The sequence below is a fragment of the Sideroxydans sp. genome (assembly GCF_054604835.1).
The window spans coordinates 314500-328186 of the sequence record NZ_JBTSFG010000002.1 but is presented as its reverse complement, the minus strand read 5'-3'; the positions used below and the strand labels follow the sequence as shown (position 1 = coordinate 328186).

The window sequence follows — 13687 nt, the reverse complement described above, 5'->3', positions numbered from 1 at the left end:
AGGAGCTCGGTATGACGCAGCAATCTTGGCATCAACTTCAGGCGGATGAGACGCTGGCTGCCCAGCATTCCACGACTACCGGCCTGAGTGCGGACGAGGCCGCGCGCCGCCTCGCCGAGCATGGCCCCAACCGGCTCACGCCGCCGCAGCGACGCGGTCCGTTCATGCGCTTCCTGCTGCAATTCCACAATGTGCTGATCTATGTGCTGCTGGCTGCCGCGACGGTCACCGCGCTGCTCGCGCACTGGGTGGACACCGCCGTGATCGTCGGCGTGGTGGTGATCAACGCGTTCATCGGCTTCATCCAGGAGGGCAAGGCGGAACAGGCGATGGACGCGATCCGCCGCATGCTGTCACCCGAAGCCACGGTGTTGCGCGGCGGCAGACGCCAGGTCGTGGCCGCCGACACGCTGGTGCCGGGCGACATCGTGCTGCTGCAATCCGGCGACAAGGTACCGGCCGACCTGCGTCTGCTGAACGTGAAGAACCTGCGCATCGAGGAAGCCGCGCTGACCGGCGAGTCGACCGCAGTCGAGAAAGACAGCACAGCGGTGGATGCCCATGCCGCGCTGGGCGACCGCTTCTGCATGGCTTATTCCAGCACGCTGGTGGTGTACGGCCAGGGCACGGGCGTGGTGGTGGCGACCGCCGACGACACCGAGATCGGCCGCATCAGTGCCATGCTGCAGGAAGTGCAGACGCTGACCACGCCGCTGCTCCGGCAGATGGAGACCTTCGGCCGCTGGCTGACCGTCGCCATCATGGCGCTGGCCGCGCTGACCTTCCTGTTCGGCTGGCTGGTCCATCACTACGGCCTCGGCGACATGTTCCTCGCCGCGGTGAGCATGGCGGTGGCGGCGATCCCGGAAGGGCTGCCGGCTGTGTTGACCATCACGCTGGCGCTCGGCGTGCAGCGCATGGCTGGGCGCAATGCCATCGTGCGCCGTCTGCCGGCGGTTGAATCGCTGGGCGCCGTGACCACCATCTGCACCGACAAGACCGGCACGCTGACCCGGAACGAGATGACGGTGCAACGCGTGATCACTGCCACCGAGACGTTCGAGGTGAGCGGCAGCGGCTACGCACCGCACGGCGGTTTTGCGCGCGACGGCCGCGAGGTGGACATGGCCGAATACACACATGTGCAGGACCTGCTGCGTGCAGGCTTGCTGTGCAACGATGCCACGCTGCAAGAAGAAGAAGGACAGTGGCAGATCAGCGGCGACCCGACCGAGGGCGCGCTCATCCCGCTGCTGCTGAAGGCCGGCATGGATGAACATTTCGAGCGGGGTGCGCTGCCCCGCTCCGACCACATCCCGTTCGAATCCGAACATCGTTTCATGGCGACCTTGCACCATGACCACAGTGGTCACGCTTTCATCTTCGTCAAGGGCGCGGTGGAACAGTTACTTGCCATGTGTCACTCGCAACGAGGGTTGGGCGAAGACACGCCACTGGACCTGCCCTACTGGCATGCACAGATGGCGGCGACCGGCGCGCTCGGCCAGCGCGTGCTGGCACTGGCGATGAAGGCGGCGGACAGCGAACAACGCTCGCTGAACTTCTCCGACATGGAGGGCGGCTACACCCTGCTGGGTATGGTCGGCATCAGCGATCCGCCGCGCGAGGAAGCCATCGCCGCGGTGCGCAACTGCAGGGCGGCCGGCATACGCGTCAAGATGATCACCGGCGACCACGCCGACACCGCGCGCGCCATCGCCGCACAGCTGGGCATCGGCAACGGTCAGGCATTGACCGGCATCGAACTCGATGCGATGGACGACGAGGCGCTGCGCCAGGCAGTACGCGAGGTGGATGTATTCGCCCGTTCCAGTCCCGAACACAAGTTGCGTCTGGTGACTGCCATGCAGGCCAACGGCGAGATCGTCGCCATGACAGGCGACGGCGTGAACGACGCACCCGCGCTAAAGCGCGCCGACATCGGTGTGGCGATGGGCATGAAGGGTACCGAGGTCGCCAAGGAAGCGGCGGAGATGGTGCTGGCCGACGACAACTTCGCCACCATCGCGCATGCGGTGCGCGAGGGCCGCACCGTGTACGACAACATCAAGAAGGCCATCGTGTTCATCATGCCGACCAACGGCGGCGAGGCCGGCATCGTGCTGATCGCCATCGTATTCGGTATGGCGCTGCCGCTGACGCCGGTGCAGATCCTGTGGGTGAACATGGTGACCGCGGTCACGCTGGCGCTGGCGCTGTCGTTTGAAAAAGCCGAACCGGACGTGATGCAGCGCGTGCCGCGCGCGGCGGATGCGCCCCTGCTGTCCGGCTTCATGGTCTGGCGCATCAGCTTCGTCTCGATCCTGCTGGCGCTGGGTGTGGTAGCGCTGTTCCTGTGGGAACTCGCGCAAGGCGACAGTCTGGAGACGGCGCGCACCGTGGCGGTCAACGCGCTGGTGGTGGGCGAGATCGCCTACCTGTTCAACTGCCGCTATCTGCTGGGGCCGGTGCGTAGCTGGCAGGACTTCACCGGCAATCCCTATGTGCTGCTCAGCATCGCGGTGCTGGTGGTCATCCAGCTCGCCTTCACCTATGTGCCGTTCATGCAGCAGATGTTCGGCGTGGTCGCGCTGGACGCGGCAGCCTGGGCGCTGATCGCGGGTTTCGGCGCGCTGCTGTTCTTCGCAGTCGAGCTGGAGAAGCTGGCGATCCGCCAGCTGCGCGAGCGCAACAATAAGAAGCTGCCGTGAACGACTGGACCACCTATGGCGGCATGCTGGGCGGCATCGGCCTGTTCCTGCTGGGCATGAGCCTGATGACGGACGGGATGCGGCTGGCAGCCGGTCAGGCGCTGAAGGGCATACTCGCCAACTCCACCAGGACACCGCTGCGCGGGCTGGCATCCGGCGCGCTGATGACGGCGCTGGTGCAGTCGTCCAGCGCGGTGACGGTGGCAGCCATCGGCTTCGTCAATGCCGGCCTGCTCACGCTGGGCCAGTCACTGTGGGTGCTGTTCGGCTCCAACGTCGGCACCACCATGACCGGCTGGCTGGTGGCGCTGGTCGGGCTCAAGTTCAAGATCGACGTGCTGGCGCTGCCACTGATCGGGGTCGGCATGATGCTCAAGCTCGCCGGCGGTAACGGCAAGCGCGGCGCGCTGGGCATGGCACTGGCCGGTTTCGGCGTACTGTTCCTTGGCATCGACATGCTGCGCGTGTCGTTCTCTGGCGTGGGAACCGACTTCTCGCTTGCGGAGTTCGGCGGCATGACCGGCATCGCACTGATGGTGCTGACCGGCATCCTGATGACGGTGGTGATGCAGGCTTCCGCCGCCTCGCTGGTGATGGCCTTCACTGCCGCCGAGAGCGGCATGATCGGCATCGAGGCGGCGGCTGCCATCGTGATCGGCGCCAACGTCGGCACCACGGTGACCGCGCTGATCGCCGCCATCGGCGCTACGCCGAACGCGAAACGCGCCGCCGGGGCGCATGTGCTGTTCAACGTGATCACCGGCATCGTCGCCCTGCTGTTGCTGCCGGGCCTGTTGTGGCTGATAGCCCTGCTGCGCGACCTGCTGGAAATGGATGCCGCGCCCGCCGCCACGCTGGCCATGTTCCACACCGTGTTCAACCTGCTCGGCGTGGCACTGATGTGGCCGCTGGTGGGGCGACTGACGCATTTTCTGGAGCAGCGCTTCCGCACGGCGGAAGAGGACGAGGCACGGCCGCAATATCTGGACGCCAACGTGGCGGAAGTGCCCGCATTGGCGCTGGATGCGCTCCTGCAGGAAGTGCGGCGCATGGGCACCATCGCCCTGCGCGCGCTGCGTGTGGCGATCAACGGCAGCGCCGCTGAGCACTCCGCGCGCGACCAGCAGATCGTCGCCAGCCTCAACCTGGCTATCGCCGATTTCATCACGCGCCTGAACCGCAACGGCATGTCGCCGGAAGGTGCCCTGCGCTTGCCGGCCATCCTGCGCACCGCGCGCTATTACGAAACGCTGGCCGAACTCGCGCTGGAGGTCGCCTCTGCTTCGCTACAGCCGCTGCAGCACGCCTCCCTGGAATCCGGCCGGTTCATCGCACAGGCCGAAGCGCTGCTGGATGCCGTCGATCCGGCAACAGACATGCAGGATGGTGCCACCGTGAGCCTCGCCCTGCAGACGCTGGAAGAACATTACCAGTCGCTCAAATCGCGCCTGCTCGAAGCCGGCGCACAGGGCCAGTTGCCGGTAGCCGAGATGGATGCGCGCCTGCGCATCGCCGGTGCAACCCGCCGTGCCGCGCAACAGGCGGTCAAGGCGGCGCTCATGCTCAACGCGGAAACCACGGCCATCACGCCGGACGGGATGAGGGAAGCGCAGTCATGAGACAGCGTCTGAAACGCCTGCTGCCGAACGCCGAGAGCGTGCGTCACAACCGCTGGCTGCGCTGGATCGGCCCGGCGCTGCATCATCCGCAGTTGTGGCACATCACGCGGCGCGGCGTGGCGCTGGGTGTGGCGCTGGGCATCTTCTTCGGCCTGCTGGTGCCGATCGCGCAGATCCCGTTGTCCGCCGCTGCGGCGGTGGTTCTGCGTGCAAACATCCCCACCGCGATCGCCAGCACGCTGGTCACCAATCCCGTCACCTTCGCGCCTATCTATTATGCCGCCTATCATCTCGGCGCCATGCTGATCGGCGATGACGGCAGTCTGAAGGATCTGGAGAGCGTACAGACGGAGAGTGTGGACAGCAGCTGGATAGAACGCATCGCTGCACTGGGGAAACCGCTGTTGCTGGGACTGCTGATCCTGGCCAGCTCGATGGGCGCCCTAGCCTACCTGCTGGTCAGCGGATTGTGGCGGCTGAAGATAGCGCTCGCATGGCGGCGACGCCGTCAGCGGCAGTCGCGTTGAACCTTTATTTCTTCTCTTTGGCGGCCACTTCCATATCCGCCCAAGCGCATCACAAACCTGTCAGACATCTGCTATGGCAATAGCCGATCATTGATGGAATCGACAATGTGGACGGGAAGCTGGAAGCCGCATTTTCGAATGAAGCTATAAGCGGCATCCAGATCCGCCCACAGGCGTTGAGAGCCTTCGGCATTGAGTTCGACCACATTGACAACATCGGCTGACAACGCCGTCCCATACGCGGACACGGACCATGCGGCAGTAGGCAAGGGCCTTCTGATGATAATCTTCTCGATATCGCCATTCTCTATCAGGGCTACAAGGTCTTTGGGGAGCATTCTTCAGTCAACTTTGCTGTGGATTGGCATTCTTGGGAGGGGAGCAAGATCTGCCGCATGGATGCGCGCACTGGCTAGACCGCGCTGGCCTTCTTGAGCAATTCGTATATTTCATCTTTCAGGAGCAATTTCTTCTTTTTCAGGCTCTCGATATCTTCATGACTGGCCGGCTCGATATGAGCCTCCATGTTCTTGACCCGCTGATCCAGTTCGTTGTGCTTGCTGAACAGGTGGCGAAAGTTGGCATCATTCACCTTGAGTTGGGAAATTAGCTCGCGATATTCGGGAAACATGGCACTCCTCCTTGGGGTTCACTAAAACAGCTATGGCAAGCAACGATTACAGAAAAATCCGCCTCGGTTTCATCCTTCGAACGTCGCCAGAACGAACAAGGTGTGACGACCTCTGACGCCGCCGATGCGGCGGATCTTCCCATTTCGCTCCAGGTCTCCGACTACCATCCTGAGCATGGCATTCGCGGCATCGACACCCAGCTCCACGGCCAACTTGCGCAGGTCAATGCAGGCGAAACGGTGGAACACTCTCAATACCGACTCGCTGGAGATCGGGTTTGCGTCATTTCTCATATGGTCTCCTGACTGAAATGACATCAGCCGCTGCGTAAATGGAACCGCAGGTGCGCTCAGTGATTGAGCCTGCCCTCGGCCAGCAAACGGTCTATTTCGATTTCCGCCTGGGCCCAGTCATCATCGCAAGATCCTGTGTCGAAGCCCCGCCGTTCGGCGATGTAGTAGGCGGCAACCTCGACATAGTGATGGCGCTGTTCCGGCGTGACCGGATGGGGCAGGCCGGCGCCCCCTTCTGCGAGGCCGGGCGCTGCCTTGGCGGACGTTGCGGTTTTCTTGGACTTGGTCATCGGACTCTCCTTCTGCGGTTGCGTGCTACAGGGTTCTGGCTGTCTCCAGCGCCGTGTCGATGGACTGGGGCTGGAAGAGCACACGCTCGACCCTCAGGCGATGCACCTCGCCGTTCGGAAATTCCCAGTCTATCGATTGGCCGGCGCTGAGCCCCAGCAGGGCGGAGCCGACCGGGGCCAGCACCGAGACCTTGCCCGCCATGGGGTCCGCCTCGTCGGGGTAAACCAGTTCGACCTCGCGGGTTGCGCCGGTACGTTCATCCAGGTAGATGAGGCGGGAGTGCATGGTGACGATATTCTTCGGAATACGATCCGACGGAACGACAATAGCCCGATCCAGTTCTTCGGCCAGAGGATGATCGCCGACCAGCTTTTGCAGGCGGACGAAATCGTCCTGCGATACGAACAAATCCTCCTGTCCGGGCAAGAACGAACGATGGCCGAGATCGGCATGTGCATATTGGTGTTTCATGGTGGCATGGTAGCCACCTGCCCGGCGCTTGATTAGTCGTCATACCGGAACCAGAATGTATCCAATGAGGATACAATTGGCCGCGAAACCCTCTTGCCTATGAACCCCGCATGCTCGACTTGAACCTGTTGGCCGTATTCGCCCGCGTCGCCGAATCCGGCAGCTTTGCCGAAGCGGCACGCCGCTTGGGCAGTTCCCGCTCCGCCGTCAGCAAGGCGGTCGCGAAGCTGGAGGTCGCCCTGGGGGCTCGCCTGCTCAATCGCACGACGCGGCATCTGAGCTTGACCGAGATCGGCGCCGCCGTCGCCGAGCATGGCAGCCGGGTTCTCGAAGAGGCGGCGGATGCCGAGAACCTCGTCGCCAGCCTCACCTCCGAACCGCGCGGCACGCTGCGCATCAGCGCCTCGGTCGCCTTCGGCACACTGCATGTCGCCCCAGCGCTCGCCGAATTTCTCCCCCTTTATCCCAAAATCAAGGTGGATCTGACGATCACCGACCGATGGGTCGATCTTGCCGAAGAAGGCTACGATCTAATCATCCAGGTTACTGGCCAGCCGCAGGAACATCTGGTCGCCCGCAAGCTGGCCCCCGTCCGGCGCCAACTGTGCGCAACGCCGGAATATTTCCATCGGCGCGGCATACCCAGAACGCCCATGGATCTGGTAGCTCACAACTGCCTGGATTACACCCGCTCCGGAGAGCAGGGACGCTGGCGATTTACCGGGCCGGAGGGGGATATTTCGGTGCCGGTGAACGGGCCGCTGCATGTGGACGATGACGAGGCGCTATCGCAGGCCGTCCTTGGCGGCTTGGGGGTGGCGCTCCTGCCGACGTTCATCATCGGCAAGGATCTGCAGGCGGGAAACCTGCAAGCGGTGTTGTCGGAATACATCCCGGTCGAACGCCACGTCTATGCCATGTATCTGCCGACCCGGCACTTGCCCGCCAAGGCGCGTGTTTTCATCGATTTCCTGATCGAGCGCATCGGCACCGATCCCTATTGGGACCGCGACAATAGCCACTATGCACGCCAGCCATCGAACGGTTGATCCAAATCATGCGCGGCTACTTGCGCGGCTCTTCCACCACCGGCTTGTAGTCCCAGTCCCTGACGCCCTGCATGATCAGGTCGATGTCCGCGGTCGGCACGCGCAGAATCTGCAATGCGGTCGCACCCAGACGCAGGCTGGCCTCGATCGCTTCCGGATACGCATGGGTCGCACCCGCCGCTATCAGTTGTGAACTGGCTTCCAGATCGCGCGCTCTTGCAATGACCGGCACCTGCGGACAGGCTTTGCGCAAGTGGGAGACCATCCGCAACGCCTTGCTGGCGTGATCGATCGTGATCACCACCAGCGCGGCACGCTCTACCCGGATGGCTGTCAGCAGTTCCGGATCGGAGATATCGCCGTAGAGCACGGGGTGTCCATCCGATTGCCCTTGCGCCACGCGCTTTGCATCGGTATCGAATACCACAAAAGGCACACCGCTCGACCGTAACAGCACCGCGATGATATGCCCGACCCGCCCGTAGCCGCCGATGACGACCTGGGCTGCCGGCGTGTCGGGCAATTCGACAGGCACGCCGCGTTCTTCGTGGCGTCTATCACCTGCGAGCGTTCTTCCGATGGCATGGTTGAAGCGGATCAGTACGGCCCCTGCGATCATGGAGAGCAGCACCGAGGTCATCGCGACCTGTCCCAGCTCAACGCTGATCACTTCTGAGTCGAGCGCGATAGCGATCAGGGCAAGCCCGAACTCACCGCCTACGGCCAGCAACAATCCGGTACGCCAAGCCACCAGCGCTTCTATCCCGCTCCTGCGCATCAACAGGGCGACGATCAATGTCTTGCTCAGCAGTATCAGCAGGGCGCCCAGCAGCGCCCAGTGCCATATCGGTGGCAGCACGCCCGGATCGAAGCGCATGCCGATGCCGATAAAGAACAGGCCCAGCAACACGTCACGGAACGGCCGGATACTCAATTCCACCTGATGGCGAAACTCGGTTTCGCCCAGCATCATTCCGGCAAGGAAGGCACCAAAAGCCAGCGACAACCCGAAGTTGCTGGTCGTCCATGCTGCCAGCAAAGCGACCAGCAGAACGGCCAAGGTAAATATCTCGGAAGATTGCCTCTCGGCAATAAAGTGAAACAGTGGCCGCAACAGCCAGCGTCCCGCAAAGAAGACCAGCGCGAACGCGAACACCGCTTTGACCAGCGCCCATCCCAAGGCACCGGCCAGCGCACTCGCACCGATCGCCACCCCCAGCACCGGGATGACCACCAGAAACGGCACCGCTGTGACGTCCTGAAAAACCGACATGGCGAGACCGAGGCGACCGTGATGTGAGTTCTCCTCGCCCTGCTCGGCCAGTTGGCTACCGATGATGGACGTGGACGATTGCGCGAACACGGCACCGATCACGAACGCGGCGGCCGCAGAAAGTCCGGCCAGCCAAACGGTGACGCCCACCACCACGGTGGTCAGCACGACTTGTCCCGTGCCCAGCCCCAATACCTGATGCCGTAACGCATGCAATTGCGGTAGAGAAAAATTCAGCCCGATGGTGAACAGCAGGAACACGACACCGAACTCGGCAAGCGCGGCAAATTCCGGCACATAGACCGTAGGCCCGGCGGTATGCGGACCGAGGATCACACCGACCAGCAGATAACCCAGGCTGGTCGGTACATGCAGCCGCTGGCACAACACCACGATAGTCACGGCGACGCCCAACAGCAGGATGATTTGCGCAAGATTCTCCATGTTGTTGCGGGTCAGGCGCTCAACAACACATCACAGCCGGCGTGGTACAGGATGTTCTGCGTCACACTGCCGAGCAGGCGCTCGTCGAGCGGACTGCCGCCATGCTTGCCGATGACGATCAGGTCGCTGCCGCGCGCCTCGGCCTGGTCGAAGATGACGCTGGCCGGCGAGCCCTGCAGCGCCAGCATCTGCAGATGATCTTCCGTGGCCCCCAGCTTGTGCAGGAGCGATGCCAGTCCCGCTTCCGCCTGCGCGAACTCCCTTGCGCGGAAATGTTCGATGTCTTCCTCGCGCGCGCCGCCCAGCCGCATGCTGGCCTCCAGCGGCACCAGCCAGGCGTGGATCAGCACCTTTTGTGCTTCGGGGAACACTTCCAGCGCGAAGCGGGCGGCGCGTTCCGAGTTGTCGGAGAAGTCGGCCGCGATGAGGATGTCCCGGTACAGCGCGGGATCCTGGCGTCGCACCAGCAGCACCGGCACGCGCGCGGCCTCGATCACCTTGAGCGCGGTGCCGCCCAGCACGACATCGTTCACCCAGTTCTCGCCATGCTCGCCCACCACCAGCAGATCGGCATTGCGCGCCGCGACGATCTGGCCGATCTGTTGCGAGGCGCGTCCGGTGAGCACCTCGGTATCGACCGACAACGCAAACTCCTGCGCGATCTCTGCCGCCAGTTTGTTCAGCCGCGCACGCTGACTGACCAGCGGCTTCACATCGTTCCAGCCGGGCAGGTCATACACCGCCCTGAGACTGGCCCAAACGCTGTCGTTGAACGCATGCACCAGGATGAGTTTCGCATCCCATGCTTGCGCCAGAAGCGCGGCCTGACGCACCGCGCGCGTGGCGCTTGCGGAGAAATCGGTTGCGGCGATGAGGGTGCGCGGTGTGGCCATGGCGTGCTCCGGTAGGGGTCGTGGGTTCGATTGTAACGGCTTCTGCCATTCCGCGAACGCGGCGTGCCGCGCTGTTATAATCCGCGCATCGTTCAACCACCTACGCCCACGAAATGAAGACTCTGATTTGCGGTTCCATGGCTTTCGATACCATCATGGTGTTCAAGGACCACTTCAAGAAACACATCCTGCCCGAGCAGATCCACATCCTGAACGTCGCTTTCCTGGTGCCCGAGATGCGCCGCGAATACGGCGGCTGTGCCGGCAACATCGCCTACAACCTGCAGATGCTGGGCGGCGATCCGCTGATCATGTCGACTGTGGGCGACGACTTCGGCCCCTATGCGACCCGCCTGACGAACCTGGGCTTGCCGCAGACGCACATCAAACACGTGCCGGGTAACTTCACCGGTCAGGCTTTCATCACCACCGACCTCGACGACAACCAGATCACCGCCTTCCACCCCGGCGCGATGAGCATGTCGCACCTGAACCATGTGAAAGATGCCAAGGAAGTCACGCTGGCCATCGTGTCGCCGGACGGCCGCGACGGCATGCTGCAGCATTCGCGCGAACTGAACGAGGCGGGCATACCCTTCCTGTTCGATCCCGGTCAGGGCATGCCGATGTTCTCAGGCGAAGAACTGCTGGAGATGGTCGAGCTTGCCAACTACGTCACGCTCAACGATTACGAAGCCAAGATGCTGCAGGACAAGACCGGCAAATCGCTGGCCGACATCGCGCTGCGCGTCTCCGCGCTCATCGTCACGCTGGGTGGCGACGGTTCGCTGATCTATGCCGACGGCAAGCAGATCGCCATCCCCACACCGAAGCCAAAAGCCATCGTTGATCCGACCGGTTGCGGCGATGCCTATCGCGCCGGCCTGATGTACGGCATCCAGTCCGGCTGGGACTGGGAGACCACCGGCCGTCTGGCCTCGCTGATGGGTTCGCTCAAGATCGCCAGCCGTGGCGGACAGAACCACAAGCATTCTCGCACCGAGATCATGGAACTGTTCGAGAAGAGCTTCGGCTTCACAATCAAGCTGTAAAGCATGAAGATCCCGGGCGCTGTCGCATCGGCCATTGGCGATGCCACACAGCGCCCGTTTCTTTTGCAGCACGCCACACCGGTCGGTGGCGGCAACATCAATCAAGCTTTCCGACTGGAAGGCACTGACGGTTCCCGCTATTTCCTCAAGCTCAATGAAGCGCGATGCCACGCATCATTCATCGCGGAAGCGGCAGGACTGCAAGCCATCGCCGCAACGCAGACACTACGCGTGCCGCAAGTCATTGCGCATGGCGCGTCAGAGGGGATGAGCTTTCTGGTGCTGGAGCACCTGCAACTTGGCGGACGGAGCGATGCGCGGCGACCGGGCGAACAACTCGCAGCGCTGCATCGCAACACAGCGGATCGGTTCGGCTTCCCGCACGACAACTTCATCGGCAGCACACCACAGCCCAATGACTGGACCGATGACTGGCTGGACTTCTGGCGTGAACAACGCCTGGGACACCAGTTGCGCCTTGCCGCGCAGAACGGCTATGGCGGCGAGCTGCAAAGGCTGGGAGTGAAGTTGATGGACGCGCTGCCTGAGCTCATTGCCGGCTATTCACCGCAACCTTCCCTGCTGCACGGCGACCTGTGGGGCGGCAATCACGGTTTCCTTGCGGACGGCACGCCGACGGTGTTCGATCCGGCATGTTATTACGGCGACCGCGAATGCGACCTTGCGATGACTGAACTGTTCGGTGGTTATCCGGCGGATTTCTATGCAGCCTATCAGGCTGAATACCCGCTGGATGCCGGCTATGCAAGGCGGCGCGAACTATACAACTTGTATCACATCCTCAACCACGCCAACCTGTTCGGCGGCGGCTACGCCGGACAGGCGGGAAACATGATCTCCGCGTTATTGGCACCCTGAGCGTTAGCCATTGCATATTCTTATTGCCAATAACAACAATACCGTGCATAGTGCGCCCCGCGATTCAAGTCTGTCGTTGTTGTTTGGTTCTGTACCCGCTTTCCTGCGGTATTTCTCCTTCATCTGTGTGCCGTCTTGAAGTTCGCTCCCAACAGGGCGTATGCCCTAAATTTATCAGGAGATTCATCATGGCAACAGGTACAGTTAAGTGGTTCAACGATTCCAAAGGCTTCGGCTTCATCACGCCTTCTAACGGCGGCGATGATCTGTTCGCACACTTTTCCGCAATTCAAAGCTCGGGTTTCAAGACTCTGACCGAAGGTCAGACCGTTGAATTCGACATCGTCGCCGGCCCCAAAGGTCAGCAGGCGTCCAACATCCGCGCTGCTTAATTTATGGCAAAGGAAGAACTGCTCGAAATGAATGGGGTGGTGGACGAGGTCCTTCCGGACTCTCGCTATCGCGTCACACTGGAGAACGGTCACCAGCTCATCGCTTACAGCGCCGGCAAGATGAAGAAGAATCACATCCGAATCATCGCCGGTGACAAGGTGTCGCTGGAAATGTCGCCCTACGATCTGAGCAAGGGACGCATCACGTTCCGCCATATCGAAGGACGCAGTGCTTTCGTGCCACCAAAGCGCAGATACTGATCAGTATATTTGCTGAGAAAGCCGGTGGTGCCTCGCGCACCGCCGGCTTTTTTTTCACCAGTGTTTGGCCACCGGCTCGTTGCAGCCCACCTGGTACAGACGACGATCTTCCAGCCGGATAGCCGTCATCGGCCCGCCCCACAGACAGCCGGTATCCAGCGCGATGATGTTGGGCTCGACTTTCAATCCCAGTGCGGACCAGTGACCGAAGATGACCGTGGCATCGGCGCTGCGACGTCCCTTCACCTCGAACCACGGCAGATAGCCCTCGGGGATATTCTCCACCTCGCCCTTGAATTTGAAATCCATCTCGCCCTGCGGGGTGCAGATACGTAGCCGCGTGAACGCATTGACGATGACGCGCAGGCGCTTGTAACCCTGCAGATCGTCTTCCCATCCGAGCGGGTTGTTACCGTACATCTTCTCCAGGAACACCGCGTAGTCGTCGCTGCGCAACGCACTTTCAACTTCGTGCGCCAATGCCAGCGCCTGCTTCACCGACCATTGCGGCAACAAGCCCGCATGCACCAGCACATGCTCGCCGGCCACATGCATCAGACGCTGATGGCGCAGCCAATGCAAAAGCTCCTCGCGATCCGGCGCATTCAGGATGCCGTCCAGCGTATCGCTACTATGCAGCTTGCCTATGCCTTCGGCAACGGCCAGCAGATGCAGATCATGATTGCCCAGCACCGTGATCGCACTGTCGCCCAGTGACCTCACCAGACGCAGCACCTCCAGCGAGCCGGGACCGCGATTGACCAGATCACCGACGAACCAGAGCTGATCCTGTGCCGGGTCGAAGGCGATCTGCTCCAGCAGCCGCTGGAGCTCGTTGTAACAACCTTGTATGTCGCCTATAGCGTAGATGGACATCCGTAATCCCCTTGAATCTCTGTA

16 protein-coding genes are annotated in these 13687 nt (G+C 62.2%); 8 read left to right on the top strand and 8 right to left on the bottom strand.

Annotated elements, in window-relative coordinates; translation table 11 throughout:
• The first annotated feature begins 11 nt into the window (after window positions 1–11).
• From ACYCZ5_RS04915 to ACYCZ5_RS04905, 3 genes are read left to right on the top strand one after another with little or no spacing between them, the layout of a single operon-like run.
• Complete coding sequence (locus ACYCZ5_RS04915) at window positions 12–2711, top strand: cation-transporting P-type ATPase (RefSeq protein ID WP_461543663.1); 2700 nt, start codon at window positions 12–14, stop codon at window positions 2709–2711.
• Complete coding sequence (locus ACYCZ5_RS04910) at window positions 2708–4330, top strand: Na/Pi cotransporter family protein (RefSeq protein ID WP_461543662.1); 1623 nt, start codon at window positions 2708–2710, stop codon at window positions 4328–4330. The genes ACYCZ5_RS04915 and ACYCZ5_RS04910 overlap by 4 nt, the downstream gene beginning before the upstream one ends.
• On the top strand, window positions 4327–4857 hold the full coding sequence (locus ACYCZ5_RS04905) for a DUF2062 domain-containing protein (RefSeq protein WP_461543661.1): 531 nt from the start codon (window positions 4327–4329) through the stop codon (window positions 4855–4857). The genes ACYCZ5_RS04910 and ACYCZ5_RS04905 overlap by 4 nt, the downstream gene beginning before the upstream one ends.
• A gap of 71 nt (window positions 4858–4928) precedes the next feature.
• Here ACYCZ5_RS04905 and ACYCZ5_RS04900 read toward each other — a convergent pair whose 3' ends face one another.
• The 5 genes from ACYCZ5_RS04900 to rnk form a co-directional block, all read right to left on the bottom strand.
• Window positions 4929–5195 (bottom strand): hypothetical protein, encoded by a 267-nt coding sequence (locus ACYCZ5_RS04900; RefSeq protein ID WP_461543660.1) that lies wholly within the window; start codon window positions 5193–5195, stop codon window positions 4929–4931.
• A gap of 74 nt (window positions 5196–5269) precedes the next feature.
• Window positions 5270–5488, bottom strand: coding sequence for a YdcH family protein (locus tag ACYCZ5_RS04895; RefSeq protein ID WP_461543659.1), 219 nt, complete (start codon window positions 5486–5488; stop codon window positions 5270–5272).
• A 69-nt stretch (window positions 5489–5557) separates the two neighbouring features.
• Window positions 5558–5782, bottom strand: a complete 225-nt coding sequence (locus tag ACYCZ5_RS04890; protein ID WP_461543658.1) for a hypothetical protein — start codon at window positions 5780–5782, stop codon at window positions 5558–5560.
• A gap of 56 nt (window positions 5783–5838) precedes the next feature.
• The gene (locus ACYCZ5_RS04885) at window positions 5839–6072 is read right to left on the bottom strand and encodes a DUF2934 domain-containing protein (RefSeq protein ID WP_461543657.1); all 234 of its coding nucleotides are present in this window, start codon (window positions 6070–6072) and stop codon (window positions 5839–5841) included.
• Window positions 6073–6097: 25 nt separating this feature from the next.
• Window positions 6098–6544 (bottom strand): nucleoside diphosphate kinase regulator, encoded by a 447-nt coding sequence (gene rnk / locus ACYCZ5_RS04880; protein WP_461543656.1) that lies wholly within the window; start codon window positions 6542–6544, stop codon window positions 6098–6100.
• Between the two features lie 110 nt (window positions 6545–6654).
• Here rnk and ACYCZ5_RS04875 point away from each other — a divergent pair, with 110 nt between their 5' ends.
• The gene (locus ACYCZ5_RS04875) at window positions 6655–7593 is read left to right on the top strand and encodes a LysR family transcriptional regulator (protein WP_461543655.1); all 939 of its coding nucleotides are present in this window, start codon (window positions 6655–6657) and stop codon (window positions 7591–7593) included.
• Window positions 7594–7609: 16 nt separating this feature from the next.
• Here ACYCZ5_RS04875 and ACYCZ5_RS04870 read toward each other — a convergent pair whose 3' ends face one another.
• On the bottom strand, window positions 7610–9310 hold the full coding sequence (locus tag ACYCZ5_RS04870; protein ID WP_461543654.1) for a cation:proton antiporter domain-containing protein: 1701 nt from the start codon (window positions 9308–9310) through the stop codon (window positions 7610–7612).
• A gap of 11 nt (window positions 9311–9321) precedes the next feature.
• Complete coding sequence (locus tag ACYCZ5_RS04865) at window positions 9322–10203, bottom strand: universal stress protein (protein ID WP_461543653.1); 882 nt, start codon at window positions 10201–10203, stop codon at window positions 9322–9324.
• 113 nt (window positions 10204–10316) lie between these two features.
• On the opposite strand from ACYCZ5_RS04865, the gene ACYCZ5_RS04860 reads away from it, so the two are divergent.
• From ACYCZ5_RS04860 to infA, 4 genes are all read left to right on the top strand, one after another.
• Entirely contained in the window at window positions 10317–11255 is a 939-nt protein-coding gene (locus tag ACYCZ5_RS04860; RefSeq protein WP_461543652.1) for a carbohydrate kinase family protein, read from the top strand.
• Window positions 11256–11258: 3 nt separating this feature from the next.
• Window positions 11259–12134, top strand: a complete 876-nt coding sequence (locus tag ACYCZ5_RS04855) for a fructosamine kinase family protein (protein WP_461543651.1) — start codon at window positions 11259–11261, stop codon at window positions 12132–12134.
• Window positions 12135–12322: 188 nt separating this feature from the next.
• The gene (locus tag ACYCZ5_RS04850; RefSeq protein ID WP_461543650.1) at window positions 12323–12526 is read left to right on the top strand and encodes a cold-shock protein; all 204 of its coding nucleotides are present in this window, start codon (window positions 12323–12325) and stop codon (window positions 12524–12526) included.
• Between the two features lie 3 nt (window positions 12527–12529).
• A complete protein-coding gene (gene infA / locus ACYCZ5_RS04845; RefSeq protein ID WP_461543649.1) occupies window positions 12530–12787 on the top strand; it encodes a translation initiation factor IF-1 in 258 nt (85 codons plus the stop codon).
• 54 nt (window positions 12788–12841) lie between these two features.
• Here the strand turns inward: infA and ACYCZ5_RS04840 are convergent, their stop codons facing one another.
• Window positions 12842–13663, bottom strand: coding sequence for a symmetrical bis(5'-nucleosyl)-tetraphosphatase (locus tag ACYCZ5_RS04840; protein WP_461543648.1), 822 nt, complete (start codon window positions 13661–13663; stop codon window positions 12842–12844).
• Between the last annotated feature and the right edge of the window lie 24 nt (window positions 13664–13687).

Bases quoted from the DNA above. Each gene is read 5' to 3' on its own strand.
- ACYCZ5_RS04915 (WP_461543663.1), top strand. From the start codon at position 12: ATGACGCAGCAATCTTGGCATCAACTTCAGGCGGATGAGACGCTGGCT.
- ACYCZ5_RS04905 (WP_461543661.1), top strand. From the start codon at position 4,327: ATGAGACAGCGTCTGAAACGCCTGCTGCCGAACGCCGAGAGCGTGCGT.
- ACYCZ5_RS04900 (WP_461543660.1), bottom strand. From the start codon at position 5,195: ATGCTCCCCAAAGACCTTGTAGCCCTGATAGAGAATGGCGATATCGAG.
- ACYCZ5_RS04895 (WP_461543659.1), bottom strand. From the start codon at position 5,488: ATGTTTCCCGAATATCGCGAGCTAATTTCCCAACTCAAGGTGAATGAT.
- ACYCZ5_RS04890 (WP_461543658.1), bottom strand. From the start codon at position 5,782: ATGAGAAATGACGCAAACCCGATCTCCAGCGAGTCGGTATTGAGAGTG.
- ACYCZ5_RS04885 (WP_461543657.1), bottom strand. From the start codon at position 6,072: ATGACCAAGTCCAAGAAAACCGCAACGTCCGCCAAGGCAGCGCCCGGC.
- rnk (WP_461543656.1), bottom strand. From the start codon at position 6,544: ATGAAACACCAATATGCACATGCCGATCTCGGCCATCGTTCGTTCTTG.
- ACYCZ5_RS04875 (WP_461543655.1), top strand. From the start codon at position 6,655: ATGCTCGACTTGAACCTGTTGGCCGTATTCGCCCGCGTCGCCGAATCC.
- ACYCZ5_RS04870 (WP_461543654.1), bottom strand. From the start codon at position 9,310: ATGGAGAATCTTGCGCAAATCATCCTGCTGTTGGGCGTCGCCGTGACT.
- ACYCZ5_RS04865 (WP_461543653.1), bottom strand. From the start codon at position 10,203: ATGGCCACACCGCGCACCCTCATCGCCGCAACCGATTTCTCCGCAAGC.
- ACYCZ5_RS04860 (WP_461543652.1), top strand. From the start codon at position 10,317: ATGAAGACTCTGATTTGCGGTTCCATGGCTTTCGATACCATCATGGTG.
- ACYCZ5_RS04855 (WP_461543651.1), top strand. From the start codon at position 11,259: ATGAAGATCCCGGGCGCTGTCGCATCGGCCATTGGCGATGCCACACAG.
- ACYCZ5_RS04850 (WP_461543650.1), top strand. From the start codon at position 12,323: ATGGCAACAGGTACAGTTAAGTGGTTCAACGATTCCAAAGGCTTCGGC.
- infA (WP_461543649.1), top strand. From the start codon at position 12,530: ATGGCAAAGGAAGAACTGCTCGAAATGAATGGGGTGGTGGACGAGGTC.
- ACYCZ5_RS04840 (WP_461543648.1), bottom strand. From the start codon at position 13,663: ATGTCCATCTACGCTATAGGCGACATACAAGGTTGTTACAACGAGCTC.